Origin of the sequence: Trinickia acidisoli (genome assembly GCF_017315725.1) — a bacterium.
GTDB lineage: Bacteria > Pseudomonadota > Gammaproteobacteria > Burkholderiales > Burkholderiaceae > Trinickia > Trinickia acidisoli.
Genome location: NZ_JAFLRG010000001.1, coordinates 1654606 through 1678974 on the forward strand (window position 1 = coordinate 1654606; position 24369 = coordinate 1678974).

21 protein-coding genes and 1 tRNA gene are annotated in these 24369 nt (G+C 64.1%); 12 read left to right on the forward strand and 10 right to left on the reverse strand.

Going from position 1 to position 24369, the window contains the following annotated elements; translation table 11 throughout:
• Positions 1–107 precede the first annotated feature (107 nt).
• Positions 108–1358, reverse strand: coding sequence for a JmjC domain-containing protein (locus tag J3485_RS07705; RefSeq protein WP_206951918.1), 1251 nt, complete (start codon positions 1356–1358; stop codon positions 108–110).
• Between the two features lie 31 nt (positions 1359–1389).
• On the opposite strand from J3485_RS07705, the gene J3485_RS07710 reads away from it, so the two are divergent.
• Positions 1390–1932, forward strand: coding sequence for an FKBP-type peptidyl-prolyl cis-trans isomerase (locus J3485_RS07710; RefSeq protein ID WP_206951919.1), 543 nt, complete (start codon positions 1390–1392; stop codon positions 1930–1932).
• Here the strand turns inward: J3485_RS07710 and J3485_RS07715 are convergent.
• Both J3485_RS07715 and mutS read right to left on the reverse strand, forming a co-directional pair.
• On the reverse strand, positions 1909–3270 hold the full coding sequence (locus tag J3485_RS07715; RefSeq protein WP_309476984.1) for a hypothetical protein: 1362 nt from the start codon (positions 3268–3270) through the stop codon (positions 1909–1911). The genes J3485_RS07710 and J3485_RS07715 overlap by 24 nt on opposite strands.
• Positions 3267–5966, reverse strand: a complete 2700-nt coding sequence (gene mutS / locus J3485_RS07720; protein ID WP_206951920.1) for a DNA mismatch repair protein MutS — start codon at positions 5964–5966, stop codon at positions 3267–3269. The genes J3485_RS07715 and mutS overlap by 4 nt, the downstream gene beginning before the upstream one ends.
• A 413-nt stretch (positions 5967–6379) precedes the next feature.
• Between mutS and J3485_RS07725 the strand changes: the two genes are divergently transcribed.
• Positions 6380–6808, forward strand: a complete 429-nt coding sequence (locus tag J3485_RS07725; protein WP_206951921.1) for an STM2901 family protein — start codon at positions 6380–6382, stop codon at positions 6806–6808.
• A 3-nt stretch (positions 6809–6811) separates the two neighbouring features.
• Entirely contained in the window at positions 6812–7186 is a 375-nt protein-coding gene (locus J3485_RS07730) for a DUF1493 family protein (RefSeq protein ID WP_206951922.1), read from the forward strand.
• Positions 7187–7219: 33 nt separating this feature from the next.
• On the opposite strand, the gene lplT is transcribed toward J3485_RS07730, so the two are convergent.
• Together lplT and J3485_RS07740 are read right to left on the reverse strand one after the other, a co-directional pair.
• On the reverse strand, positions 7220–8518 hold the full coding sequence (lplT, locus tag J3485_RS07735; RefSeq protein WP_206951923.1) for a lysophospholipid transporter LplT: 1299 nt from the start codon (positions 8516–8518) through the stop codon (positions 7220–7222).
• Positions 8519–8670: 152 nt separating this feature from the next.
• On the reverse strand, positions 8671–9471 hold the full coding sequence (locus J3485_RS07740) for an inositol monophosphatase family protein (protein ID WP_206951924.1): 801 nt from the start codon (positions 9469–9471) through the stop codon (positions 8671–8673).
• A 276-nt stretch (positions 9472–9747) separates the two neighbouring features.
• Here J3485_RS07740 and J3485_RS07745 point away from each other — a divergent pair, with 276 nt between their 5' ends.
• Entirely contained in the window at positions 9748–10626 is an 879-nt protein-coding gene (locus J3485_RS07745) for an RNA methyltransferase (protein WP_206951925.1), read from the forward strand.
• Positions 10627–10843: 217 nt separating this feature from the next.
• Positions 10844–11638: a serine O-acetyltransferase gene (cysE, locus tag J3485_RS07750; RefSeq protein ID WP_206951926.1), complete on the forward strand. Its 795-nt coding sequence runs from the start codon at positions 10844–10846 to the stop codon at positions 11636–11638.
• 66 nt (positions 11639–11704) lie between these two features.
• Here the strand turns inward: cysE and J3485_RS07755 are convergent, their stop codons facing one another.
• Genes J3485_RS07755 through J3485_RS07770 form a run of 4 tightly spaced genes read right to left on the reverse strand, consistent with a single transcriptional unit; the run spans position 11705 to position 14423 of the window.
• Positions 11705–12517, reverse strand: a complete 813-nt coding sequence (locus J3485_RS07755; protein ID WP_309477037.1) for a UDP-2,3-diacylglucosamine diphosphatase — start codon at positions 12515–12517, stop codon at positions 11705–11707.
• Between the two features lie 26 nt (positions 12518–12543).
• The gene (locus tag J3485_RS07760; RefSeq protein ID WP_206951928.1) at positions 12544–13038 is read right to left on the reverse strand and encodes a peptidylprolyl isomerase; all 495 of its coding nucleotides are present in this window, start codon (positions 13036–13038) and stop codon (positions 12544–12546) included.
• 57 nt (positions 13039–13095) lie between these two features.
• Positions 13096–13677 carry a peptidylprolyl isomerase gene (locus J3485_RS07765; protein WP_206951929.1) on the reverse strand — a complete coding sequence of 194 codons (582 nt, stop codon included), beginning with the start codon at positions 13675–13677 and terminating at the stop codon, positions 13096–13098.
• Positions 13678–13718: 41 nt separating this feature from the next.
• Positions 13719–14423 (reverse strand): tetratricopeptide repeat protein, encoded by a 705-nt coding sequence (locus tag J3485_RS07770; protein ID WP_206951930.1) that lies wholly within the window; start codon positions 14421–14423, stop codon positions 13719–13721.
• Positions 14424–14652: 229 nt separating this feature from the next.
• Between J3485_RS07770 and cysS the strand changes: the two genes are divergently transcribed.
• The 5 genes from cysS to J3485_RS07795 all read left to right on the forward strand — a co-directional run bounded on the left by cysS (position 14653) and on the right by J3485_RS07795 (position 21179).
• Positions 14653–16050: a cysteine--tRNA ligase gene (cysS, locus tag J3485_RS07775; RefSeq protein ID WP_206951931.1), complete on the forward strand. Its 1398-nt coding sequence runs from the start codon at positions 14653–14655 to the stop codon at positions 16048–16050.
• 50 nt (positions 16051–16100) lie between these two features.
• On the forward strand, positions 16101–16904 hold the full coding sequence (locus tag J3485_RS07780) for a DNA-3-methyladenine glycosylase family protein (RefSeq protein ID WP_206951932.1): 804 nt from the start codon (positions 16101–16103) through the stop codon (positions 16902–16904).
• A gap of 94 nt (positions 16905–16998) precedes the next feature.
• Positions 16999–17970: an acetyl-CoA carboxylase carboxyltransferase subunit alpha gene (locus tag J3485_RS07785; RefSeq protein ID WP_206951933.1), complete on the forward strand. Its 972-nt coding sequence runs from the start codon at positions 16999–17001 to the stop codon at positions 17968–17970.
• A 61-nt stretch (positions 17971–18031) separates the two neighbouring features.
• Positions 18032–19558, forward strand: coding sequence for a tRNA lysidine(34) synthetase TilS (tilS, locus tag J3485_RS07790; protein WP_206951934.1), 1527 nt, complete (start codon positions 18032–18034; stop codon positions 19556–19558).
• A 370-nt stretch (positions 19559–19928) separates the two neighbouring features.
• Positions 19929–21179 (forward strand): aspartate kinase, encoded by a 1251-nt coding sequence (locus tag J3485_RS07795; RefSeq protein WP_206951935.1) that lies wholly within the window; start codon positions 19929–19931, stop codon positions 21177–21179.
• Between the two features lie 275 nt (positions 21180–21454).
• On the opposite strand, the gene J3485_RS07800 is transcribed toward J3485_RS07795, so the two are convergent.
• Positions 21455–22705 carry an integrase catalytic domain-containing protein gene (locus J3485_RS07800; protein ID WP_206950637.1) on the reverse strand — a complete coding sequence of 417 codons (1251 nt, stop codon included), beginning with the start codon at positions 22703–22705 and terminating at the stop codon, positions 21455–21457.
• A gap of 171 nt (positions 22706–22876) precedes the next feature.
• Between J3485_RS07800 and J3485_RS07805 the strand changes: the two genes are divergently transcribed.
• Together J3485_RS07805 and J3485_RS29400 are read left to right on the forward strand one after the other, a co-directional pair.
• Positions 22877–22970, forward strand: a tRNA-Ser gene (locus tag J3485_RS07805).
• A 238-nt stretch (positions 22971–23208) separates the two neighbouring features.
• Positions 23209–24342, forward strand: coding sequence for a helix-turn-helix transcriptional regulator (locus J3485_RS29400; protein WP_206951936.1), 1134 nt, complete (start codon positions 23209–23211; stop codon positions 24340–24342).
• The last annotated feature ends 27 nt before the right edge of the window (positions 24343–24369 follow it).

Sequence of the window (24369 nt, forward strand, 5' to 3'; positions counted from 1 at the left end):
GCGGAAATTATATGCACTTTCGTACCGACCGTCGACAAAGCAGGGTCAATACGTTGCCTTTCTCATACAGAATTCAACCGTATGCGATAGGGTAGGCGCGGCCAGCGTCATGAGGATGCGCCGACTCGAACCCAGCCGGCACAATACCACTCGTATAGCAGCGCTGTCATCGCTCGGTCAGCCGATAGTGTTACAAAGCGTTTCCCCTCAATTCGCCTGGCATCGGCTAATTCGAAGAGCCATTTGCGGCCGCGCGGAAAAGCCGATTCCTCGCCGTTGATGAAGTAGCTCCGTGTGCCATAGAGGAGCGCCGTCTTGTTGTCGAGGCGCACGCCCGACGTCTGTGCGCGCCGGATGAATGCCGCTTCGCCGAGCGGCCGATCGGGCGCGTCGAACACCACATGAGACTTCGGCTCGCTCAAATAGCTGCCGAGGAACGAGGCCAAATCGCGTTCCGTCCAGCTTACGCGCGCAAGGATCGAGCCAAGCTCGTCGATCAGGGCGGCGGGCAGCGCGGCCGGATGGGCGACGGCGCTCTGGTGCGGGTCGCGATAGAGCCGCTCGCCCGCTTGCGTGCGCGCGGTATCGCCGCGTTCGGCCAGATAGTAGAGAAATTGGCCGATGAGCTCGTTGGCGGACGGCGCTCGAAATCCGATCGAGCAGGTCATGCATTCGCCCTCGGCGACGCCGTCGTGCGCGATGTGGGGCGGCAGATACAGCATGTCACCGGGCTCGAGCAGCCATTCTTGCTCGGGTTCGAAATGCTGTAAAACCTTCAAGGGCAGTCCAGGTTTTAACGTCAGATCGCGCTGCGCCGAAATGCGCCACCGACGCTTGCCGTGCACCTGCAGCAAAAAGACGTCGTAAGAATCGAAATGCGGGCCGACGCCGCCGCCGTCCGTCGCGTAGGAGATCATCAGATCGTCGAGGCGGGCGTCCGGCACGAAGCGAAACCGGTCGAGGAGCGCGCGCGCATGGTCGTCGTGCAGATCCACACCCTGCACGAGCAATGTCCATTCGCGGCGCTTGACGCTCGGCAACGCATCGGTGTCGAAGGGGCCATGCTCGAGGCGCCAGCGTCCGCGTATCTGCGAGACGAGCCGCGATTCGGCGTCTTCGCTCGCGGCCAGTTCGAACAGCGCGTCGCGAGAGAGCGGGGCGGCGGCGTCAGGTATGGCGCCGCGTATCAGCAATGGCTTTTTTTGCCAGTAGCGCCGCATGAATTGCGACGGCGTGAGGCCGCCCAACAGCGGGGTGGCAACATCGGGCGACGGGGGAGCCGCAGGCGTTGCCGGTAACGTGGACAGGGCAGACAGGGCGGACATACCGGCCCGATGATGGAGGGGCCGCTTGGGCATCGTATAATGGGACCGTATTTTGGAGACTCGAATGAAAATTGCAAAGAACACCGTTGTGTCGGTCGCTTACAAGCTCTCGGATGCCCAGGGCAACCTCATTGAAGAAAGCGACGAGCCGATGGTCTATCTGCACGGCGGTTATGATGGCACGTTCCCTAAAATCGAGGAAGAGCTCGACGGCCACGAGCCGGGCTTTCAAGCGCAGATCCAGCTCGAACCTCAAGACGCATTCGGCGAATACGATCCCGAGCTCGTGAAGGTCGAGCCGCGCAATCGCTTTCCCGAGCCGCTCGAAGTCGGCATGCAGTTCGAGGGCACGCCCGAAGATGGTGACGACGATATCGACGCGCTGATCTATACGGTCACCGACCTGGGAGAAGACAAAGTCGTGCTCGACGGCAATCACCCGCTGGCGGGCATGGCTTTGCGATTCGCGCTGACCGTGAAGGAAGTGAGGGAAGCCACGGCCGACGAGATCGAGCACGCGCATGTCCATGGCGCGGAAGGCATCGAGGTCGTCGACGAAGACGATGACGACGAGGAAGACGCTTCAGGCGCCCCCACCTTGCACTGAACGCTGAACCGCGGGCGGTAGCGCGTTGCCGGATGCCGGCGGCGCGCTTGCGGGCGGCGTTTGTGTTTCGGAGGCGGCCGACGGCGGCGCTTCGGTGAAGCTATCGGGTAGCAGCGGCGGTTCGGAGGCGGGCATTGCCGGCGCTGGTTGCGGTTGCGGCTCGGACGCCGGAAGTGTCACGGCCGGCGGAGGCGCCGGCATTACGTACTGGATGCCCGGCAGCGGCGCGATGGCCGGCCCGGGAGCGCCGGCCATCGAAGCCGGCGCTTGCATAGGGACGGTCGTCACGGCGGCAGGAGGCGTCGGCAGTGTCTTCGGCACCGCCCGTACGCTGACACGAAACGGCGCGCGTCGGCCGTAATTCACATCGAATAAAACCCATTGCCTAGACGCGTCGTGCGGCGCGATCGCAATGCGTGTCAAGTTGGCGACACGCACTCCCTTGTCGTTGTAAAGCGGCTGATCGATAGCGAATCCGCCGGCCAGCGCGCGCGCGTCGTGATGAATCAGAATGACGGGCCCACGAAACGTTTGCGCCGCGTTCACGAGGCTTCGCTTGAATTCGAGGTACCCGTCGGGCTTGCGATGTCGCGCGAAGCGAAGCCATGCGAATCGGTCGACGTGCTCTTCGTAGCGTGAGAAATTCGGATTCGCCTCGACGAAGACGACGAGCGCTTTTGCGCGATGACGCTTCGCATACTCGGCCGCATGTTCGAGCCAAAATGCCGACGCAATAGCGCGATCGTCGAACTCGCCGTTGCGGCCGCCCGCATCCGAGTAGTGATTGTTGCCGCCGACGACGTTAAGGCCGACGAAGACCGTATCGTCCCTCTCCCATCGAACGTTTTCGCGGAACGAATGAAATCGCGCGGCTTCGCTTTCGCGCGTCAGTGCGAGCGTGGGCGACCCCAATGAGGTCGAGTCCGAATACAGCGTCTGCCGCAGAAAATCGAGCCGCTCCGCGGCGTCGTAGCCGCCGTCCGCGGTTGTTCCGCAATCGGCCCAATCATGCTGACCGGGGATGACGACGAGCGGCACGGTAGACGCTTCGAGCAACTGCTGGCGCCGGTCGTAGAGCGTATCGGCGCATCGCTCGTCGGCACCTTTGATATTGCCGTCGTAGACGACGAACGAGAGGCCTTGATCCAGTCCGATGGCTTCGATCAAGCGCTGCGCGGCGGCCTCGTCCGTCGGGCGTTGCATGATGCCCGACACTACTGCGAAGGCATAGTGTGGCTCGGCCGCATAAGCGCGCGCGGCGAGCGATGATAGGCAGACGAGTGCCAGCGCGAGCAGCACGCCGCCGCCGCGCGTACCCATCGGCCGTGTTGCCTTCACCGCTCGCACTCCGGCCCGCAGCTCCCGCTTGCGGCGTTCGCGAGTTCCTGCAACTCGTAGATCAGATCGAGCGCCTCCCGCGGCCGAAGCTCGTTCGGGTCGATACCTTTGAGCCGTTCGAGCGCGGGATGAGGCGCGGATGCGATTGCTTCGTCGCGCGTGCCGTGCATATCGCCGGGTGCGTCTTCGGCATAAACGGCTGTCGCGAACAAATCGAGTTGCGGCGTGCCCTGCGCGATCGACTGCTGTTCGAGATGGGCAAGGTGCTTGCGCGCGGCCCGAATCACGGCCGGCGGCACGCCGGCCAACTGCGCGACCTGCAAGCCATAGCTCTGGCTCGCCGGCCCTTCGCTGACGGCATGCAGGAACACGATGCCGTGGCCGTGCTCGACGGCCGACAAGTGCACGTTGGCCGCCTGCGCGAACTCGGTGGGCAACTGCGTGAGTTCGAAGTAATGCGTCGCGAACAACGTGTAGCAGCCGTTGGCGGACAACAGGTGGCGCGCGATGGCCCAAGCGAGCGCGAGGCCGTCGAACGTCGACGTGCCACGGCCGATCTCGTCCATCAGCACGAGGCTGCGCTCGGTGGCATCGTTCAGGATCGCGGCGGCCTCGGTCATCTCGACCATGAACGTCGAGCGGCCGCCGGCGAGATCGTCGGCCGCGCCGATGCGCGTGAAGATGCGATCGATCGGGCCGAAGCGAGCACGGCGCGCGGGGACGTAGCTGCCGACGTACGCCATCAGCGCGATGAGCGCGGTCTGCCGCATGAAGGTCGATTTACCTCCCATATTCGGGCCCGTGATCAAAAGCAGTTTGCGCTCCGCGCTCAAACGGCAATCGTTGGCGACGAACTGTTCGACCTGCGCCTCGACGACGGGATGGCGCCCTTGCTCGACGTCGATCCCGCCGTCTTCGGAGAATTCCGGCGCAACCCAGCCGAGCGCCTGCGCGCGTTCTGCAAACGCGGCGAGCAGATCGAGTTCGGCGAGCGCCGCGGCCACGCGCTGACAATCTTCGATGAACGGCAGTAGGGTTTGCAGCAGCGCTTCGTAAAGCGCTCGCTCGCGCGCGAGTGCGCGCTCTTGCGCCGACAGCGCTTTGTCCTCGAACGCCTTGAGCTCGGGCGTGATGTAACGCTCCGCATTCTTCAGCGTCTGCCGGCGGCGATAGTCGTCGGGCACCTTGTCCGTTTGGCCGCGCGTGACCTCGATATAAAACCCGTGGACCTTGTTGTACTCGACGCGCAGATTGCCGATGCCCGTGCGCGCGCGTTCCCGCGCTTCGAGATCGATCAGGAATTGCCCGCAGTTTTCGGAGATGTCGCGCAACTCGTCGAGCTCGCTGTCATAGCCGCGCGCGATGACGCCGCCGTCGCGCACCATTGCGGCCGGTTCTTCGGCGACGGCGCGCGTGAGCAGATCGACGCAGCCCGCCGGTGGTTCGAGCGAGGCCCCGATTCGTTCGAGCGCCGGCGTGCCGGCCGCCATCGCGGCGACGAACTCGCGCAGTGCAGGCAGGGTGGCGAACGTATCGCGCAGGCTCGACAGGTCGCGCGGGCGAGCCGACAGCAGCGCGAGGCGGCCCGTGATGCGTTCGACGTCGGCGATGCGGCGCAGCGCCCCGCGCAGCATGTCGAGGCTGGCTCCCGCGGGCGTGTCGAGCAGCGCGCCGATCGCTTGCTGGCGCGACTGTGCGACGACCGTTGCGCGCGGCGGGTGATGAAGCCAGTGGCGCAGCAGGCGGCTGCCCATCGCCGAGCAGCAGGTATCGAGCAGCGAGCACAGCGTGGGCGACTCGCCGCCGCGCAACGTTTCGGTCAGCTCCAAGTTGCGGCGCGTGGCCGGATCGAGGCCGATGTACTCCGACTCCGTTTCGACTTTCAGGCTGCGCACGTGACGCAATTGCTGGCCTTGCGTCGATGCGGCGTAGAGCAGCACCGCGCCTGCGGCGCCGCAGGCGCTCGTGAGCCCCTCGGCGCCGAAGCCGGTCAGGCTCGCGACGTTCAATTGATCGCACAGCCGCTGCGTGCCCGATGCGACGTCGAAATGCCAGGCGGGTACGCGCGTGAGCTTGCCGCTGGCCGTGCCCGGCATGGCGTCGGCCGCACCGTCCGCGACGAGCACCTCGGCAGGCCGAATGCGCTCGAGCGCTGCGCCGACTTCGCCGGGTGCCACTTCGGCAAGCCGCAGCGCGCCGCTCGCGAGGTTCACCCACGCGAGGCCGATGGCTGTCGTCACGCCGCGCTTGTTGTGGGCGGGACAGGCGGCAAGCAGATAGACGTCGCTCTTGTCGGCGAGCAGTGCCGCGTCGGTCAGCGTGCCCGGCGTGACGATGCGCACGACTTTGCGTTCGACGGGCCCTTTGGACGTGGCCGGATCGCCGATCTGCTCACAGATGGCGACCGACTCGCCGAATTTCACGAGCTTGGCCAGGTATTGCTCGACGGCGTGATGCGGTACGCCCGCCATCTTGATTGGGTTGCCGGCCGAGGCACCGCGTTGCGTGAGCGTGAGATCGAGCAGGCGGGCGGCTTTTTCGGCGTCGTCGAAGAAGAGCTCGTAGAAGTCGCCCATGCGGAAGAACATCAGCGTGCCGGGATGATCGGCCTTGATGCGCAAATATTGCTGCATGTAGGGCGTGTGCTTCGCGAGCGCGGTGTCCGCCGGCGCATCGACGCTGGTTTCGGTTTTCATTCGTGGCTTTCGAAAAATCGTGTTCGGGTGCGGATTTTCGCTTTCGATCTTGGGATGCGCTTCGTATCGACGGCGCATCGACGGCCCGGCGCCGCGGCAAATGGCGATGGCGTTCGGCGGACTTTACCGCGCGCACGCGTCGCGTCGTACTCGTCCGAACGGCTGTGCTCGACCGCCGATCGGCGCCGCAGCGGGCGAAGTGCGCAAACCGCGCGATGCGCCGGCCGAGCGAGCGTCGAAAACAAGCCCTACATTCTATGGGATTTGAACCGTGAGGCGGGTTTTAGCAGTCGCGTCGCCCGCATTGGCTTGGCCGAAAAGCGAGCGATATAGGGCGTCGAAGCCGCAGACGTTTGCTGTCCTTGTGTCGCCTGAGAGAAGGGCTAGCAATCAAAACGAAAAAACCAAAACGCATGAGCGAAAACAGATACCGATTTTCCCCACATACCAACCTATCGGTTGGCGAGCTGTTTTTCTTTGTCGCCGTCGACGAGACCGAGAAGCAACTCGGATTCAAGGACCTGGCGGCGTCTGCGCTGTTGCTGGGCCAGAACGATGTGCCGGTCGCCGGCAAGTTGGGCGGAGCGGCTGCCGGCACTTCGGTGATTTCGATTGCGGCGCGCAAGGTGCTCCCGCTGCAACTGCGCCAAAGACTGCCGACCATCGTCGGCATCGGTCCGCGCGGGCTCAAAATCGCTTTTACGCGAAGCCTTGGAGGCTTCGTCGGCCGCGCCGTTCCAGTGATCGGGGTCCTGACGATGAGCTACGACGCCTTCTTCATCGTGCGCAACACGGTTGCGACCTACAATCGGCTGGTAATGCCGGAAGACAAGGTGCTTTGAAATATGCGGCGAGACGATGCTTGGGAGAAGTTGGAGGCTTTCGCTCGCGAGGAGCTCGGCAGGCCGTTGTTCGGAAAGCCGAGGCTCGAGCTTTCGACTCGACTCGAAGAGGACCTCGGCCTAACCGGCGTCGACGCTGTCGAGTTCATCGATCATTGGGCCGAGCGGTTCGGAGTCACTGCGAAAGAATGTCCATATGCCCGCTATTTTGGCCCGGAGGGGCTCGACGTCATTGGTTCAATTGCTTCGATCTTTTCGAAGCGCGCGCGCCGGCCGTTGGTTCCGATCACGCTGGGCATGCTCGCGGAGGCGATGGTCGCGGGGCGTTGGGACACTGAGGAGATCGAGGCGAAGGCCGGTGCGAACGGGAGCCGTTGACTCCCGCACCTTCGATGCAAGCCGAGCAACCGCTCAGTCTTCGATCATCTGCCGTAAATCGACCCTGCGCGCATTGGCGGCGCTGCGGCGCTTGGCTAGCCAAATCATCGTGCAGACGAACGCGCCGAACGTCACGATGATGCCCTGCACCGGCATGTTCGCGCGAAGCAGTAGCGCATAGGCGCCGAGCATCAGCAGCACGGCCAGGTTCTGATTGAAGTTCTGCACCGCGATCGAATGGCCCGCCGTGATGAGCGTCGCGCCGCGATGCTGCAGCAGCGCGTTCATCGGCACGATGAAGTAGCCCGACAGGCCCCCGAGCACGATCATGAGCGGGTAGGCGAGTGCGATGTACGCGGCAAGGAAGTGCGTGCCGAGATGGAGGCCGGCTGCGGGGGGAAACAGCCATTTGCCGTAGAAGGCCATCGCCGCCGCGACGACGCCCGCCGCAATGCCGAAGGGCAGCACCTTCAGGGAACGCGAGAGCGGCACGAGCGCCGCAGCGGCTCCCGCGCCAAGGGCGATGCCGATGCCGGCGGCGCCTTGCATCAATGCGGCCTTCGACAGCGATAGCCCCAGGTTCACGGCAGCCCATTTCAGCACGAGCAGTTGCAGCGTCACGGCGGCACCCCACATGAGCGTCGTGACCCATAGCGCGATCTGCGCGAGTTCGTCGCGCCACAGCAGGTTGAAGCAGTCGACGAATTCGCCGACGAGGCGCTGCGGCTCGCGCAGCCGGTTCTCGTAGCGCGCGCCGGTATCGGGAATGCCGATGTTGATCAGCGCCGCGGCCGCGTAGACGAGCATCACTGCAAACATCGCGAAATCGGGGGCATCGTGTATGAATGCAAAGTGCCAGCCGTTGATCCGATGCGCGACGTAAGGGCTGATGAGCCCACCCCCGAGCGCGGTGCCGAGGATCGTCGAGAGCACTGTTGCCGATTCGAGCCAAGCGTTCGCTGCGACGAGCCGCTGCGCCGGCAGCAGTTCCGTGAGAATGCCGTACTTGGCCGGGGAATAGGCGGCCGCGCCGATACCCACGACACCGTAAGCGATCATCGGATGCACGTTCGCGAGCATCATCGCGCAGCCGAGCCCTTTCAGCGCGTTGGCCGCGAACATGACGTAGCGCTTCTGCAGCGCATCGGCGAATGCGCCGGCGAACGGCGCGAGCACGACATACGAGGTCGTGAACAAGATCTGCAGCAGCGGCGTGAACCAGCTTGCCGCATGCATGGCGCCGAGCAGCGCGATGGCGGCGATCAGCAAGGCATTGTCGGCCATCGACGAAACGAACTGCGCGGCGATGATCGTGTAGAAGCCTTTTTTCATTCGGCGGGCCGAGCCACGAATGCGCCCGGAAAGGAATCCATTAAGCAAAAAAGGCGGCTCGAGCCGCCTTTGTCGTGCTGGACGCCGCCGCTCGACGGAGCGGGCGGCGATTGCCGATTGCCGGCCGATTGCCGGCCGATCGTCGACCGCTGTCAGTCGCTTTTCGTCGCGCGGCTGTAGGGGCTCAGGATCGGCACCATTTGCGCATAGATCTTCGGGTTGCCCGTGACGATCTCGCCGAGTTTCAGGAAGTCGGAATCGCCCGTGTAATTGCCGACGAGTCCGCCTGCTTCCGTGATCAGCAAACTGCCTGCCGCCATATCCCACGGGCTGAGGCCTTGTTCGAAGAAGCCATCGAGCCGGCCCGCCGCCACGTTGGCCAAGTCGAGTGCGGCAGCGCCCGGGCGGCGCAAGCCCGTGCACGAACGCGTCATTTCTGCGAACAGTCGGCAGTAGGCTTCGAGGCGGTCGTCTTCGCGAAACGGGAAGCCCGTGCCGATCAGCGCGTCGCCGAGGCGGTCGCGGCGGCCGACGCGGATACGGCGGTCGTTCAGATAAGCGCCGCGGCCGCGCGACGCTGTGAAGAGGTCGTTGCGCGTCGGATCGTAGACGACGGCCTGCGTGACGATGCCCCGGTGCTCGAGCGCGATCGATACGCCGTAGTAGGGCAGGCCGTGGATGAAATTGGTGGTGCCGTCGAGCGGATCGATGATCCAGACGTAATCGGATTTGTTTTCGGAGCGGCCCGATTCTTCGGCGAGGATCGCGTGGTCGGGATAGGCCGTTTTTAGCGTATCGATGATGGCCGCTTCGGCCGCTTTGTCGACTTCCGTCACGAAATCGTTGTGTTGTTTCTTGCTGACTTGAACGAGGTCCAGGTCGAGCGAGGCGCGATTGATGATTTGTCCAGCGCGACGGGCGGCCTTGACGGCAATGTTGAGCATCGGATGCATAAAACGGATTCCTATTACCGCGGCGGTGCGAGCGCTACGGAGGGTGGGCCAAACCGCCCGGAATGCGCGGGCATTCCGTCGACGAAAGCGAATTGAAGAAGAGCAATGTACCTGCCCGGGGGTTGCGATCGACCGGTGGGCCAGGTACGAATTCCGTGATTTTACCCGAGTCCGCGGCCGCTCGGCAGATCGCTCGCCGTCACCCCGACCGATCTAGAGCGCGGCCGTTTCGGCGCCGTTCGCGTCGGGCCCGCGAGCGCGATACCATATCGGCGTATGCTCGCTTGTCCCCTTTATTCGTCGGGCCTTGCCCAACTCGTCATCTTGAACCGTTCCACATCGCATTCGTCGTCGGCCACCGTCCACACCTGCGCGGCAGGCCCGCACGGCGGTTTCACGTCGACTTTGTTCGTCCTCGTCGAGCCGAGCCACCCCGGCAACGTCGGCGCCGCCGCGCGCGCGCTCAAGACCATGGGTTTTTCGCGGCTCGTCCTCGTGGCGCCGCGTCTTGCCCATGTCCAGACGGACCCGGAGGCGATCGCGATGGCCAGCGGCGCCGAAGACGTGCTAGCCTCGGCCCGCATCGTGCCCACCATCGCCGATGCCCTTGCGGGCGTTACCTGGTCCGTCGCGCTCACGGCGCGCATGCGCGAATACGGGCCGCCGCAACTCGCGCCGCGCGAGGCTGCGGGCGAGGCGCGCGTCCACGCACTGGGCGGCGACATTGCCTTCGTCTTCGGCAATGAACGGACGGGACTTTCGAATGAGCACGTCGAGCGTTGCAGCGCGCTCGCGCACATCCCGGCCAACCCCGCCTATAGCTCGCTCAATCTCGCGCAGGCGGTGCAGGTGCTTGCCTATGAGTTGCGGATGGCCTACCTCGCAGACGAGGCGGCGACGGGCGGCGTGACAGAAGAGGACTCGCTCGGCGCGCGTGCGCCGAGCGACGATATCGAGCGGATGTACGTGCACCTCGAAAACGCGCTGATCGCACTCGAATTTCTCGATCCGGCCAACCCGAAGAAATTGATGTCGCGCCTGCGGCGGCTGTTCGCTCGCGCCGGCCTCGAGCGCGAGGAAGTCAACATCGTGCGGGGCATCGCGAAGCACATATTGCTGAAAGCGCACGCGCGCGATCGCTCGTCTTCGTCATAGCGCACCAGGGAGCCGGGCTGTGGCATAAAACGGCGCCATTTCGGCGCGCGCCGCCGCCAATGTCCCTGCTGGGCACAGGGGCGATTCCGACGCGTTCTGCACGCGTCGCATGATCCACATACAATCGAACCGTTCCTTATAAGCAAATCACACGATGTCATATCGACGCGCACGCCGTCGCGTCTAGGCGACGGCCTTTCAATCTGCGAGCCCCACCATGTTCAAGAGACTTCGCGAAGACATTGCCACGATTCGGGAGCGGGACCCCGCTGCTCGCAGCGCCTGGGAAGTACTCACCTGTTACCCGGGTCTGCACGCGCTCGTCCTGCATCGGCTCGCGCATGCCTGCTGGCGCGCGCGGCGCCGCTGGCTCGCGCGTTTCGTTTCGCAAATCGCAAGGTTCCTGACCGGCATCGAGATTCATCCGGGCGCGACGATCGGTCGGCGCGTATTTATCGATCACGGCATGGGCGTGGTCATCGGCGAGACGGCCGAGGTCGGCGACGACTGCACGATCTACCAGGGCGTCACGCTCGGCGGCACGCTGCTCACGCGCGGCGCCAAGCGCCATCCGACGCTCGAGCGTGGCGTCATCGTCGGCGCGGGTGCGAAGGTGCTCGGCGGCTTCACGATCGGCGAGGACGCGAAGATCGGCTCGAACGCGGTCGTCGTCAAACCGGTGCCGGCCGGGGGGACGGCCGTCGGCAATCCGGCGCGCGTCATCATGCCGGCCGACCCGAAGCGCTCGCCCGAGCATGCGGCGTTTTGCGCCTACGGTATCGCGCCGAATGCGGAGGATCCGGTCTCGCTCGCATTGCATGGCCTCATCGACCACGCGGCAACCGAAAAGCTGCGTGTCAACGAGATCGTCGCTGCGCTCGAACGGCTCGGTGCGCGGCTCGAGGCCATGCAGAGCGGCGATGCGGCGGTCGTGGACTTGCAGCGCCTTTCGGCCGCCATTCAAGGAGCCGTGACGACGCACGACGAAGTGTCTGGCGTAGCCGAGCGTTAAATAAGCGCACCGCAAGCGCCGCCTGGAGCCGTAGCCACGCGAACGCGCGGCCACGGCACGGATGAGTCAATCCAGCGGCAGGGCGTGAATCCCTTCGGCGTCGATGCGCAGATAGCCGCCTCGGTGCGCGCCGTGGTCGAAATCCCAATCGGGCAGGACCCAGCGCGTGCCGCCCATCTCTTGATGACGCGCGGGCTTGTGCGTATGCCCGTGGATCATCGTCGTCGTATGGCTCGTGCGGAACAGGGCTTCGACGCTTTCATGCGTGACGTCGTAAAGCGGCGAGGGCGGCCGCGTGCGGCCTTCTTCGCTCGAGGCGCGCATGCGCTCGGCGAGTGCATGCCGCCATTTGAACGGCCACGCGAGGAACATGAGTTGAGCCGCGCGCCATCGTGCGAAGCGGCGAAACGTCTGGTACTTACGGTCGGCCGTGCAAAGCGCGTCGCCATGTGCGAGCACGATGCGTGCGCCGAACGCGGTCATCACGAACGGATCGGGCAGCCAGATGGCGCCGGCCGCCTTCATGAACCGTTTGCCGAGCAGGAAGTCGCGGTTGCCGTGCATGATGTACAGGGCGATACCGCGTTCAGAAAGCGAGTGCAGGATGTCCGCGATGCGGGCGGCGAACGGATCGGCTCGAAGCATGTCGTCGCCGATCCAATACTCGAACAAATCGCCGAGCACGAAGACGGAATCGGCGCTCTCCGCCGTCACACGGACGAAATGCTCGAACGCGTCGACCGTGCGTGGAATCGACGTGCTCAGATGCAGATCGGAGATGAGCAAGAGCGGCCGCGGCGCGTGCGGGCGCGCGTGGCCATGCTCGTGCGGCACGCTGGCCTCGACGTTGCGAGGCCCCGCGTCTTGCCGCGCCGAGATTCCAGCATCTCGGATGACGCTCGTATTCAATCGACCACGACCGCTTTCTCGATGACGACGTCATCGAGCGGCACGTCCTGGTGGAAGCCCTTCGAGCCCGTCCTCACCTTCTTGATCTTGTCGACGACGTCGAGCCCTTCGACGACGCGCCCGAACACGGCGTAGCCCCAGCCCTGCGGCGTCGGCGACGTGTGGTTGAGGAAGTCGTTGTCGTTGACGTTGATGAAGAATTGCGCCGTCGCCGAGTGCGGATCGTTCGTGCGGGCCATCGCGACCGAGCCCTTGACGTTCTTCAGGCCATTGTTTGCTTCGTTGTCGATCGGTTCGTCGGTCGGCTTTTGCTTCATGCCGGCTTCGAAGCCGCCGCCCTGGATCATGAAGCCGTCGATGACCCGGTGAAACACGGTGTTGTCGTAGTGGCCTTTCTTCACGTAATTGAGGAAATTTTCGACCGACTTCGGGGCCTTTTCGGCGTCGAGTTCGAGCTTGATGACGCCGTGGTTAGTATGCAGTTCGACCATGATGAATTCCTTTCTAAAAAGCCAAGCCGGCGCGGGGGAGCGCCGGCGGGGGGAGCGTTATTTCGAAACGACGGTTGCCGATTGGATCACGATCGGCTGTTGCGGTACGTTCGCCATCGATTCGCGCGTCGTGGTGGGCGCCGCCTCGATCTTCTTTACCACGTCCATGCCCGAGACGACCTTGCCGAACACGGCATAGCCGTTGCCGTCCGGATTGGGATAGTCGAGCCCTGCGTTGTCGACGGTGTTGATGAAGAATTGATCGGTGGCCGAGTTCGGATCGCTCGTGCGCGCCATGGCGATCGTACCTTCGGCGTTCTTCAGGCCGTTGCGGCTTTCGAGCGGAATCGGCGCGCGCGTCGGCTTTTCCGCGTAGCTCACCGTGTAGCCGCCGCCCTGAATCATGAAGCCCGGGATCACGCGATGAAAGATTGTGCCGCTGTATTGACCGGATTTCACGTAATCGAGAAAGTTTGCGACCGTCTTGGGCGCCTTCTCCGGATAGAGCTCGACCTTGATGTCGCCGTCCGTCGTTTTCAGCAACACCTGCGGGTGCCCGGCGGTGGCGTTCGTTTGAGCGAAGGCGGGCACGTTCGCGATGAGAGCGGCGCTGCCGAGCGCCAACCAAAAACTTTTCATATTTGTCCTCAACGTGGAAGAAATCGGATCGAATGCCGTACTCAATGGGACGGCGCGATGTAAGGCTGAGTCGGGAACTGGCCGTTCGAGCCGCCGAATTCGACGCCCGGCGAGGTCAATGCCGGGGTCCTGGCCATGTGCTCGCGCGGCTCGGCCGCCGTAGACGAGGCGGCGGGTGCAGGAGCCGCGGCCGATACGATGCGCTCGATCGCCGCTATCCGTTGCGCCGCGGCGGGGCTCGCCTGGCCGAGACTTTGCGCGCGCCGGTACGATTGCTCGGCGAGGTGCAGGTACAAGTCGCCCAGATTTTCGTAGGCGAGCCCGTAGCTCGGGTTCGTCTGGACGGCCGTCTCGAGCGCCGCGCGCGCGTCCTCGTAGCGGCCGTGCTTCGCGTACAGCGCGGCAAGATTGTTGTACGGCTCGGGCAACTCGGGGTACATCTGCGTCAATTCGGTGAATTGGCGGATCGCATCGTCGTCGCGATTCAAGCGTGCGAGCACGGCGCCCCGCTTGAATTTCGCTTGAGCGTCTTGCGGGTGCGAGGCGATGCGCGCATCGAGTTCGGCGAGGGCCGCGCGCCAGTTTTGCGCGGCGATCGATGCATCGATTTGCGGCGTGCCGTCGACCGCCGCCGGCGATGTTTGCGCATGCGCCGCCATGCTCGTGAAAGCCGCGAGCGCAAGGCTCAGAACGGAGGCGGCGGCGAGGGCCGCGGTACGGTGCATGCGGCCGCTGGAAGGTTTCATAGGCTCGGGTCTGGATGTTATACTCCGGCCCATTCTAACAAAACGTTTGCCGGTTTCCCCGAACGGCAAACGGTCCTCCGCCAGTCGTGGTCGCCTTTCGCGCCGCTCGTTTCGAAGCACTCGTCGCGCGAAGACATCGGCACCGCGCAAGCCGTTAGCGCTTCATCGCGGAATGCTGCGAAACGCGCGTTGCCGAGTGCGGATTGCTCAAAGCTCACGCATCGTCTCTATGGAATCACTGCGCATCTACAACACGCTCGCGCGTGACAAGCAACCGTTCGTGCCGCGCCGCGTGGGCGAAGTGCGCATGTACGTCTGCGGGATCACCGTCTACGACTATTGCCACGTCGGGCACGCCCGGCTTTTGGTCGTATTCGATCTCGTGCAGCGTTGGCTGCGCACGCTTGGCTACCGCGTGACCTATGTGCGCAACATCACCGACGTCGACGACAAGATCATCCGGCGCGCCGTCGAAAACGGCGAGACCATCAAGGCCGTCACCGATCGCTACATCGCCGCGATGTACGAAGATGCCGATGCGCTCGGCGTAGCGCGTCCCGATATCGAGCCGCGCGCGACCGACTACATTCCGCAGATGCTGGGCATGATCGATGCGCTCGTTGCGAACGGTTATGCGTATCACGCACAAGACGGCGACGTGAATTACGCCGTGCGCAAATTCGCGCGTTACGGTGCGCTCTCCGGAAAGTCGCTCGAAGATCTGCGCGCCGGTGAGCGCGTCGTGGCGAACGACGCCAAGGAAGATCCGCTCGATTTCGTGCTCTGGAAGCATACGAAGCCCGGCGAGCCGCCCGAGTGCTCGTGGGATTCCAAGTACGGTCCGGGCCGCCCGGGCTGGCACATCGAATGTTCGGCGATGGGCTGCGCGCTGCTCGGCGAGCATTTCGATTTGCACGGCGGCGGGCAGGACCTGCAGTTTCCGCATCATGAGAACGAGATTGCCCAAAGCGAAGGCGCGACGGGGCAGACGTTCGTCAACTATTGGATGCACAACGGCTTCGTGCAGATCGACAACGAGAAGATGTCGAAGTCGCTCGGCAATTTCTTCACGATTCGCGACGTGCTCGCGAAGTACGATCCGGAAGTCGTGCGCTTCTTCCTCGTTCGTGCTCACTACCGTTCGCCGATCAACTATAGCGACGTTCATCTCGACGATGCGCGCGCCGCGCTTACGCGCCTGTACACCGCGCTCAAAGACGTCGCGCCCGACAGCGCGCCGCTCGACTGGAGCGAAGCGCATGCGCAGCGGTTTCGCGAGGCGATGAACGACGACTTCAATACGCCTGTCGCCGTGGCCGTGCTGTTCGAGTTGGCAACGGAGGTGAACCGCACGCGCGATGCGCAATTGGCGCGGCAACTGCGCGCGCTCGCGGGCACGCTGGGGTTGTTGGGCCGCGAGCCGCGCGCGTTCTTGCAACAAGCGGCGGGCGCGCAGGCCGCCGATGGGCTCGATGTGGCCGCGATCGAAACGAAGATCGCCGCGCGCACCGCGGCCAAGCATGCGAAAGACTACGCCGAGGCAGACCGGATCCGAGCGGAATTGCTCGATGCCGGTGTTGCGCTTGAAGACAAACCGGGCGGGCTGACCGAATGGCGCCGCGTATGACGACCGTGCATCGCACGTCGCGCTGATCGACTCGCCAGGCAGGAGGCAAGATGGCAACGGCCAGGAAGGTGCCCGCACGCGCTAGTCGCAAGGGCGACGCGCGCGCGAGCGCAGCGGCGGCACCCTTTGATACGAACGAGAAGACGGCAGCCAAGCGCACCGCGACCACGAAGCGGCCGCCGGCCGCCAAGCCGAACGGCGCGGCGGCGCCCGTTCAGATCGGCACGCTCGAGCCTGCCGTTACGCGCCCCGCCTATTGGGACCGCGCGTGTGCGGATCTCGTCAAGCGCGACCGTATTCTGAAACGCTTGATCCCGAAGTTCGGCCCTGTGCACCTCGTGAACGGCGACGATCCATTCGTGACGCTCGCGCGTTCCGTCGTCGGTCAGCAGATTTCCGTACAGGTTGCGCAAGCGGTGTGGGAGCGGATCGAACTCGCATGTCCGAAGCTCGCGCCGCAGCAATTCAAGAAGCTCGGCCAGGAAAAGCTCATCGCTTGCGGGTTGTCGAAACGCAAGTCGGAGTATCTGCTCGACCTCGCGCAGCATTTCGTCTCGGGAGCGCTGCACGTCGACAAATGGATGTCGATGGACGACGAAGCGGTCATCGCGGAGCTCACGCAGATTCGCGGCATCGGTCGTTGGACCGCCGAGATGTTCTTGATTTTCAATCTGTCGCGCCCCGACGTGTTGCCGCTCGACGACCTCGGTTTGATCCGGGCGATCAGCGTCAACTACTTCAGCGGCGAGCCCGTGACGCGCAGCGAGGCGCGTGAAGTGGCGGCGAACTGGGAGCCATGGCGCACGGTGGCGACGTGGTACATGTGGCGCAGCCTCGACGGGGTGGCTGAGTAATCTATCGATTTTGTGATTCGATAGTTTTGCTCGATTTTGGCCGGGGCGCGGGCGGTTAGAATACGCGCTGCCGCAGGATTCTAGGAACGAACATATGAAAACGACCTTTCTGGATTTCGAACAGCCCATCGCGGAGCTCGAAGCAAAAATCGAAGAATTACGCTTCGTGCAGGACGATTCGGCTGTCGATATTTCGGAAGAGATCGAGCGGTTGTCGAAAAAGAGTCAGCAGCTCACGAAAGACCTCTACGCGAGCCTGTCCCCATGGCAGGTTTCGCAGATCGCGCGTCATCCGCAGCGCCCGTATACGCTCGATTATGTCAACGAGCTATTCACCGATTTCCACGAACTGCACGGTGACCGCGCGTATGCCGACGACCTGTCGATCATCGGTGGTTTGGCGCGCTTCAACGGCCATCCCTGCATGATCATCGGTCAGCAAAAGGGCAGGGACACGAAGGAGCGCGCGGCGCGCAATTTCGGCATGCCGCGCCCCGAAGGCTATCGCAAGGCCGAACGGCTGATGCGCCTGGCCGAAAAATTCTCGCTGCCGCTCTTCACGTTCATCGATACGCCCGGTGCGTACCCGGGCGTCGGCGCCGAGGAGCGCGGACAATCGGAGGCGATTGGGCGCAACCTCTACGTCATGGCCGAACTGAAAACGCCCATCATCTCCACGGTGATCGGCGAGGGCGGTTCGGGCGGCGCGCTAGCGATCGCGGTGTCCGACACCGTGCTGATGCTGCAGTTCTCGACGTACTCGGTGATCTCGCCCGAAGGCTGCGCGTCGATTCTGTGGAAGAGCGCGGCGAAGGCCCCTGAAGCGGCCGAAGCGCTTGGCTTGACGGCACATCGTTTGAAGGCGCTCGGCCTCATCGACAAGATCGTCAACGAGCCGCTCGGCGGCGCACACCGCGACGTGAAGGGCATGGCGGCGCTGCTGCGTCGCGCGCTGGCCGATACGCTGCGCCAATTCCAAGGCATGAGCGTGCCGGATTTGCGGCAACGCCGTTTCGAGCGGCTCATGGCCTACGGCAAGTTCAAAGAATCGTTCCCGGGCGCGTAAGCTATCAGGAGGCGCGGCGAGCGCGATTGCTTGCCGCACGTTCCCTACCGTGACCTCTGACGTGAACCCTTCTGTCGATCCCGCCGCCGAGTGCATCGTTCTCGATGCGCTCGGCGGCGTGCTTTCCGGGGTCCCGTCCGACGCGCTCATCGCGATCGCCTATAGCGGCGGCCTCGACTCCACCGTTCTGCTCGACGCGGCCGTGCGCGTCGCTGGCGCGGCGCGATGCGTGGCGCTGCACGTCCATCATGGTTTGAGCCCGAACGCCGATCGCTGGCTTGCGCACGGCGAGGCCGCCGCGCTCGCGCTTGGCGTGCGTTTCGATGCGGAGCGCGTGCGCGTGCGGCGAGACAACGGCGAGAGCCTCGAAGCGGCGGCGCGCGACGCGCGCTATCGCGCGCTCGATGCGATGTGCGCGCGACAAGGGGCGGTGGTACTGTGGCTCGCGCACCATGCCGACGATCAAGCGGAAACCGTGTTGCTTCAGCTACTGCGTGGTGCCGGCGTGGCGGGGCTCGCGGCCATGGCGCCGCAACGCGCCGATGAGCCGTCGGCCGTGCCGCGTGTGCGGCCGTTTCTTCATCTGCTGCGCGCGCAGCTCGAACGCTACGCGCATGTGCGCGGCTTGCGCTGGATCGAGGACGAATCGAATGCGGACACGCGCTATGCGCGCAATGCGCTGCGCCACGAGGTCTTGCCCGCGCTGAAGACGCACTTCCCCGGCTTTCGCGATGCGCTTGCGCGCACGGCCCGGCATGCGGCGACAGCGCAGCGGCTGCTCGACGATTTGGCGCGCATCGACCTGCGCGTGATCGCGCGAGACGACGGTGCCGCGCTTTCGCGCAAGGCGCTGACGGCGCTCGACGACGCTCGCGCGATGAACGTCATGCGCGTCTGGATCCGAGCGGCGGGGCTGCGGACGCCGTCCTCGGCGCGTCTAGGCGACATGTTGCGTCAACTGCGCGAGGCACGCGACGGGCATGGGCTCAGCGTGATGCATGGTGGCGCGCGCTTACGGATGTATCGGGACAAGATCTATTGGGAGAAGCACGCGCCCGAGCCGGCATCGCCGATCGACCCTCGCGAAACGCGGGACGAGCGCTCTTCGCCGCCGAGCGTGGCGCCGGGGCAGTCCAGCGAGGGCGCCGAAGACGATGCCGCGCGCGATGGACACGACCCGCACGATGCGAAGCGGACGGAGCGCCTGGCTTGGAGCGGTCAACAGGTGTGGCACTTGCCGCAGTGGCGCGGATCGATCGTGTTCGTGCCTGCGGCCGACGACGATACCGGCCCCGATACGGTGCCCGCGGCGTTGCTCGCCAGCGCGCCGCTGTCGGCGCGAGCGCGCACGGGCGGCGAGCGGATGCAGCGCATGTCGGGCGGCGCGGCGCGCACGCTGAAGAATTTGTTCCAGGAACTTGGGGTGCCGGCTTGGGAGCGCGACGTGCCGCTCATCTACATCGGCGGGACGTTGCTTTTCGTGCCGTTGCTGGGGTTGAACGGCGCCGTCGGGCAGTCTTTCCCGGCTTCGGCGCGGCGCGGTGGGCGCAGGCGCCTCGAATGGCGCCTGGACTTGCTGATCGCTTAAAAGGGCGCGCGGGCGGCTTGGCTCGGAGAAGAACGTTCGACCGATGGTGTCGCGCCCGATCGACACCGCGGGCGTCCCTCCGCTTGTTTTTTCGCCCTCGATCAAGTACGCTCGATGGCTCGCCCGATCCGCTTTCGCAGCCGTTTGCGCGCATTTTGCGCATTCGCGGCCTATTTCTGCGCTACCCGCGCGAGCGATAGGCCTCGCAGCAGGCGCTTCGCATCCGGGCAATCCGCGCACGCTGCATGCACGCATTCGCAGCCATCCTTCGTCGTCGTCGAAGCGCTCACGAGGCCGCGAGACAGAACGGCAGCCTCGCGGTTCTGCTCTTGACGCATCGGCGCGGTTTCTCCTCCAGTTCAGAACGACAATGGCACTCATCGTACATAAATACGGCGGCACTTCGATGGGCTCGGTTGAGCGCATCAAGAACGTTGCCAAGCGCATCGCGAAATGGCGTCAGGCCGGGCACAAGATGGTCGTCGTGCCCTCGGCGATGTCGGGCGAAACCAACCGCTTGCTCGGCCTCGCGAAAGAGCTCTCGAGCCAACCCAGCGCGCGCGAGCTCGACGTCATTGCGGCGACGGGCGAACAGGTCAGCGTGGGTCTCTTGTCGATCGCGCTGCAAGATATCGGCGTGCAATCCGTGAGCTACGCCGGCTGGCAAGTGCCGATCAAGACCGACAGCGCGTTCACCAAGGCGCGCATCAGCGAAATCGACGGCGAGCGCGTCCTGCGCGATCTCGATGCCGGAAAAGTGGTCGTCATCACGGGCTTTCAGGGCGTCGATCCCGAAGGCCACATCACGACGCTCGGACGCGGCGGCTCCGATACGTCGGCCGTGGCGGTCGCGGCGGCGCTCGAAGCGGACGAATGCCTGATCTTCACCGACGTCGACGGCGTGTACACGACCGACCCGCGCGTGGTGGAAGAAGCGCGCCGGCTCGATCGCGTCACCTTCGAGGAAATGCTGGAAATGGCGAGCCTTGGCTCGAAGGTGTTGCAGATTCGCTCGGTGGAATTCGCGGGCAAGTATCGCGTGAAGACGCGCGTGCTGTCGAGTCTGACCGATCCGATGATTTCGCTCGAGGAGGAAATGAAATCGGGCACGCTGATCACTTTTGAAGAAGACGAGACCATGGAAAAAGCAGTCATCTCCGGCATCGCGTTCCAACGCGACGAAGCCCGCATCGCGGTGCGCGGCGTGCCCGACAAGCCGGGCATCGCTTATCAGATCCTCGGCCCGGTTGCCGACGCGAACATCGACGTCGACATGATCATTCAAAACCAGAGCGTGCATGGCAAGACCGATTTCACGTTCACGGTGGGCCGCGGCGATTATCAGCGCGCGATGGACATTCTCGTCAATCACGTGAAGGGTCACGTCAACGCCGAGGAGGTCGTCGGCGATCCGCGCGTGTCGAAGGTGTCCGTCGTGGGCGTGGGCATGCGTTCGCACGTCGGCATCGCGAGCAAGATGTTCCGCACGCTGTCGGAAGAGGGCATCAACATCCAGATGATCTCGACGTCCGAAATCAAGATATCGGTGCTGATCGACGAGAAGTACATGGAGCTCGCCGTGCGTGCGCTGCACAAGGCGTTCGAGCTCGACCAAGCATGATCGAGCATCGGGCGAGCGCCGGCCTCCGATAGGGCGTGAACGGGTTCGACGACGTAGTGACGTAGTGAGGTAGCGGGGCAGTCCGGCGAGTTGGCGATGCGGTAAAAAAATGCGTCGCACGATAGTATTTTCCAATCCTGAGATGAGTCTGAACCTGTAGGTGGTGTGGGGTTCAGGGGTCGCTGTGTCTCTATCGGAAAGCGGGAGTTGTCCACGGCCGGCACGGCGGTGGGCAACTCCCGCCCCCGGATTATGCCGTAGCCACCGGCAGCGGCTCAGGCTCGTTTGCGACGAAACGAGGCGAACAGGTTGCGGCGCATGTCCTGAAGCTGCTGGGCGGCCTGGGAGTCGGTCATGGCCATGGCAGTGTCGCTAAGGGTCTGGGCGGTGACGCCGGGCTTGAGGTACTGCTCGAAATCCGGGATCGAGCGCAGCCGGTCCCACGGCGTCATGATCCGCTCGCTCGGGTAGCTCTTGCGGATGCGCCCACGTGCATCCACCGTGTCCACGGCGAAGTAACAGGGCCGGTGGAAGTTCAGGTACGGATTGAGCGCCTGTTCGTGGAAGCGGTTGATCGCCGCGGCATGCCTCTGCGGGATGTGCCCATAGCCGATGAGCTTGCGAACGACCGCGCCGTTCTTGCACTCGGCCAGTGCGTTGTCGTTGGTCTGGCGCGGGCGTGAGCGGGTGAACTCGATGCGCAACTTCTCGAGCAGGCCAGCCACGTCGCGGTTGATGTACTCGCTACCACCGTCAGAGTGAAAGCCGCGCACCACGAACGGAAAACTCTGGAGCATCAGCGCGATGACCGGCAGCAGGTACGCCTCGCTGATGCGCTCGACAGCGGCCACGACCTCCCATTGCGTGACGATGTCCACCGCGTTGACGTGATAGACGCCCTTGACGCCGTCCTGATCGCCTTGATGGACCGTATCGATACGGATATAACCGGGCAGGCCTTCAGGCGCCGGCGCCTTCCTCACGGCGATCTGCACCGGGCTGGGCCGCGTCTTCGTCCATGTGAGGCGCCGCTGGCGGTACGCCTGGCCCGCGCGCAAGTTGTATAGGTGCGACACGGAAATGTGCGACAAGCGTTCGTAGCGCGCATCGCCATACACCTGGCAGGCCCGCCGCGCCAGCGCCCGCGTGGCCGCCCCCGAGAGCGTGTCGTGCAGGCTGTCCAGTTCGACCAGCAAGGCGACATCCTCGTCCGTGTAGCGACGTGGGAATTGGGTGCGCGTGCCGCGTTCACGCTGCTCGAGCGTGCCGCTCTCGCGGTACTGCGCAATGAGTCGAATGACGTGGGCACGTGAGTAGCCCGAGACCCGCTGCACATAGGCGAACAGCAGCCCGCGCTCACCGCGAGACCGCCGAAAATAGCCGAACCAACGCAGCGTGCGCTCAACGAACCGTCGTCGCTCAGCCTCGTCCTGAACGACGTGCAGCTCAACGTCGCAGACCCCCGCCAGGAACTCCCGGACTTGCCCGATCGTCTCCAGCCTTGTCGTATTCATGTCGATCACCATCGCGCAATGATCGACCCCTAAAACTCCCCGCTCAGACTCCTTTGCCGTTGGAATCACGCCGCCCCGCCCAGACTCCTTTGCCATTGGACAAGGCTACGATTTGACCTACGTAACCATTCCCGTTATTATCTTTGTCTCGTTGCGCTGCCTCCCGGCGCAACGTCGAGTTTGGGAGACGTGGCCGAGAGGTCGAAGGCACTCCCCTGCTAAGGGAGCATCTGGGCCAAAACCTGGATCGAGGGTTCGAATCCCTCCGTCTCCGCCATAAGCGGTGACAAAGCCCCGTAAGTTCAAGGACTTACGGGGCTTTTTCTATTTCAGCCCATCAGCGGGCCCATCAGCGAGCACCGGCTTGCCCGCTTTCGGTTTGGCCCATCGCCACAGCGATGAAGGGCGGCAGTGTGAAGGCGCTGCGGTGGTCGACTCGACTCAGGTGAGAGCATCGGAAGCTTCTTGCTCCCTTATACTCGCAGAACCTACGAGAACAATCCAACGAGGTCCAAGTGCTAGTTCGCGTCAAGCTTCCGCCCGATCCGTTGCTTGAGTTTTGGCACTTCTGCGATGCCATCTCGGCGGCGTTATGCCCATTGGTCAAGCGAGATCTTGTGGGTATTGAATGCGTCGTCGGAAAGCAGATCACCCGCCAGATTTCGGTAGCGCCGACGATGAATCAACATGAGCGCTGGCCGGTTCATATGGGCCTCCAGCGAACTTTGTTATCGGAGGACGGCTTCACTCTCGATGAAATGCTGCGAGAGTCGCCGGAAACACCTGATGCCGGCGCCGAGCTTCAGCTGGTTGTCGTGCCGCGCCGCGAGGTAGTCGAGTTGCCGTCTGTTCTTGACCTGGACGATGAAGACCTGCGAGTTCTCGAGGCGCTCTTGCCGCATCTCCCGGCGCTCCGCCATCCGCTCTCACCTCTCGATGAAGAAGCGTTCCTGTCTGCGTATCGGGGCACCCCGGGGCGACCGGCGTGGACGCCGGTGTTGGTGACAGCGGCTGACATAAAGCGACGTGAGTTGGAGCAGGACGGTGTTCGTGATCAACATCGGCGAGCGCTGCAAGCGGAGTTTGCCGTGGGCCGATTGACGGCGGTGAACGGGCGCAACGCGCCGGTTCCCGTGCTGACGACTGGCAGCTTCATCCCGCGCATGCAGGCGCTCGCCTATCTGGATCGCTGTGGCCTTGCTTACGCGGACGATGCCGCAGATGCAAAAGCTCACGGAAATAAGCAATCGAAACAGCCGAAGCGGGGTGTCGCTTCGGCTGCTATGCCGCAGCCCGAGCAATTGACGCAGACTTCACGTGTGGTTATTTCGCTGTCGGCGAGCCCAAGTGCCGACCTGGTAGACGAAGGGGCAGCGTCAGACATCGGGCAGCCCGTAAGCGGCGCACTCCGGCACCCGTTGGAAGTCGCATCCCTGCCGCAGGGGAAGGTCGCTCGCCTCAAGCGAGTCTGCGAGCTAACTGGCTTGGGCAGAAGCTCAATATACAACCGGATGGACGCCGGGTCGAAGCACTTCGATCCGACCTTTCCACGATCCTTTTCGCTCGGCTCCGATGGTGGCGCAGTCGGATGGAATGAAGAAGAGATCAACGCATGGGTGGCGGCGCGTCGCGCTGCTCGTCCAGAGTGAGATCTGCTGCATCGTTGGGAAGCGGCA

Excerpts from the sequence above, each read along its gene's own strand:
- J3485_RS07705 (WP_206951918.1), bottom strand. The coding sequence starts at position 1,358 with ATGCCCAAGCGGCCCCTCCATCATCGGGCCGGTATGTCCGCCCTGTCT.
- J3485_RS07710 (WP_206951919.1), top strand. The coding sequence starts at position 1,390 with ATGAAAATTGCAAAGAACACCGTTGTGTCGGTCGCTTACAAGCTCTCG.
- mutS (WP_206951920.1), bottom strand. The coding sequence starts at position 5,966 with ATGAAAACCGAAACCAGCGTCGATGCGCCGGCGGACACCGCGCTCGCG.
- J3485_RS07725 (WP_206951921.1), top strand. The coding sequence starts at position 6,380 with ATGAGCGAAAACAGATACCGATTTTCCCCACATACCAACCTATCGGTT.
- J3485_RS07730 (WP_206951922.1), top strand. The coding sequence starts at position 6,812 with ATGCGGCGAGACGATGCTTGGGAGAAGTTGGAGGCTTTCGCTCGCGAG.
- lplT (WP_206951923.1), bottom strand. The coding sequence starts at position 8,518 with ATGAAAAAAGGCTTCTACACGATCATCGCCGCGCAGTTCGTTTCGTCG.
- J3485_RS07740 (WP_206951924.1), bottom strand. The coding sequence starts at position 9,471 with ATGCATCCGATGCTCAACATTGCCGTCAAGGCCGCCCGTCGCGCTGGA.
- J3485_RS07745 (WP_206951925.1), top strand. The coding sequence starts at position 9,748 with ATGCTCGCTTGTCCCCTTTATTCGTCGGGCCTTGCCCAACTCGTCATC.
- cysE (WP_206951926.1), top strand. The coding sequence starts at position 10,844 with ATGTTCAAGAGACTTCGCGAAGACATTGCCACGATTCGGGAGCGGGAC.
- J3485_RS07760 (WP_206951928.1), bottom strand. The coding sequence starts at position 13,038 with ATGGTCGAACTGCATACTAACCACGGCGTCATCAAGCTCGAACTCGAC.
- J3485_RS07765 (WP_206951929.1), bottom strand. The coding sequence starts at position 13,677 with ATGAAAAGTTTTTGGTTGGCGCTCGGCAGCGCCGCTCTCATCGCGAAC.
- J3485_RS07770 (WP_206951930.1), bottom strand. The coding sequence starts at position 14,423 with ATGAAACCTTCCAGCGGCCGCATGCACCGTACCGCGGCCCTCGCCGCC.
- cysS (WP_206951931.1), top strand. The coding sequence starts at position 14,653 with ATGGAATCACTGCGCATCTACAACACGCTCGCGCGTGACAAGCAACCG.
- J3485_RS07780 (WP_206951932.1), top strand. The coding sequence starts at position 16,101 with ATGGCAACGGCCAGGAAGGTGCCCGCACGCGCTAGTCGCAAGGGCGAC.
- J3485_RS07785 (WP_206951933.1), top strand. The coding sequence starts at position 16,999 with ATGAAAACGACCTTTCTGGATTTCGAACAGCCCATCGCGGAGCTCGAA.
- J3485_RS07795 (WP_206951935.1), top strand. The coding sequence starts at position 19,929 with ATGGCACTCATCGTACATAAATACGGCGGCACTTCGATGGGCTCGGTT.
- J3485_RS07800 (WP_206950637.1), bottom strand. The coding sequence starts at position 22,705 with ATGGTGATCGACATGAATACGACAAGGCTGGAGACGATCGGGCAAGTC.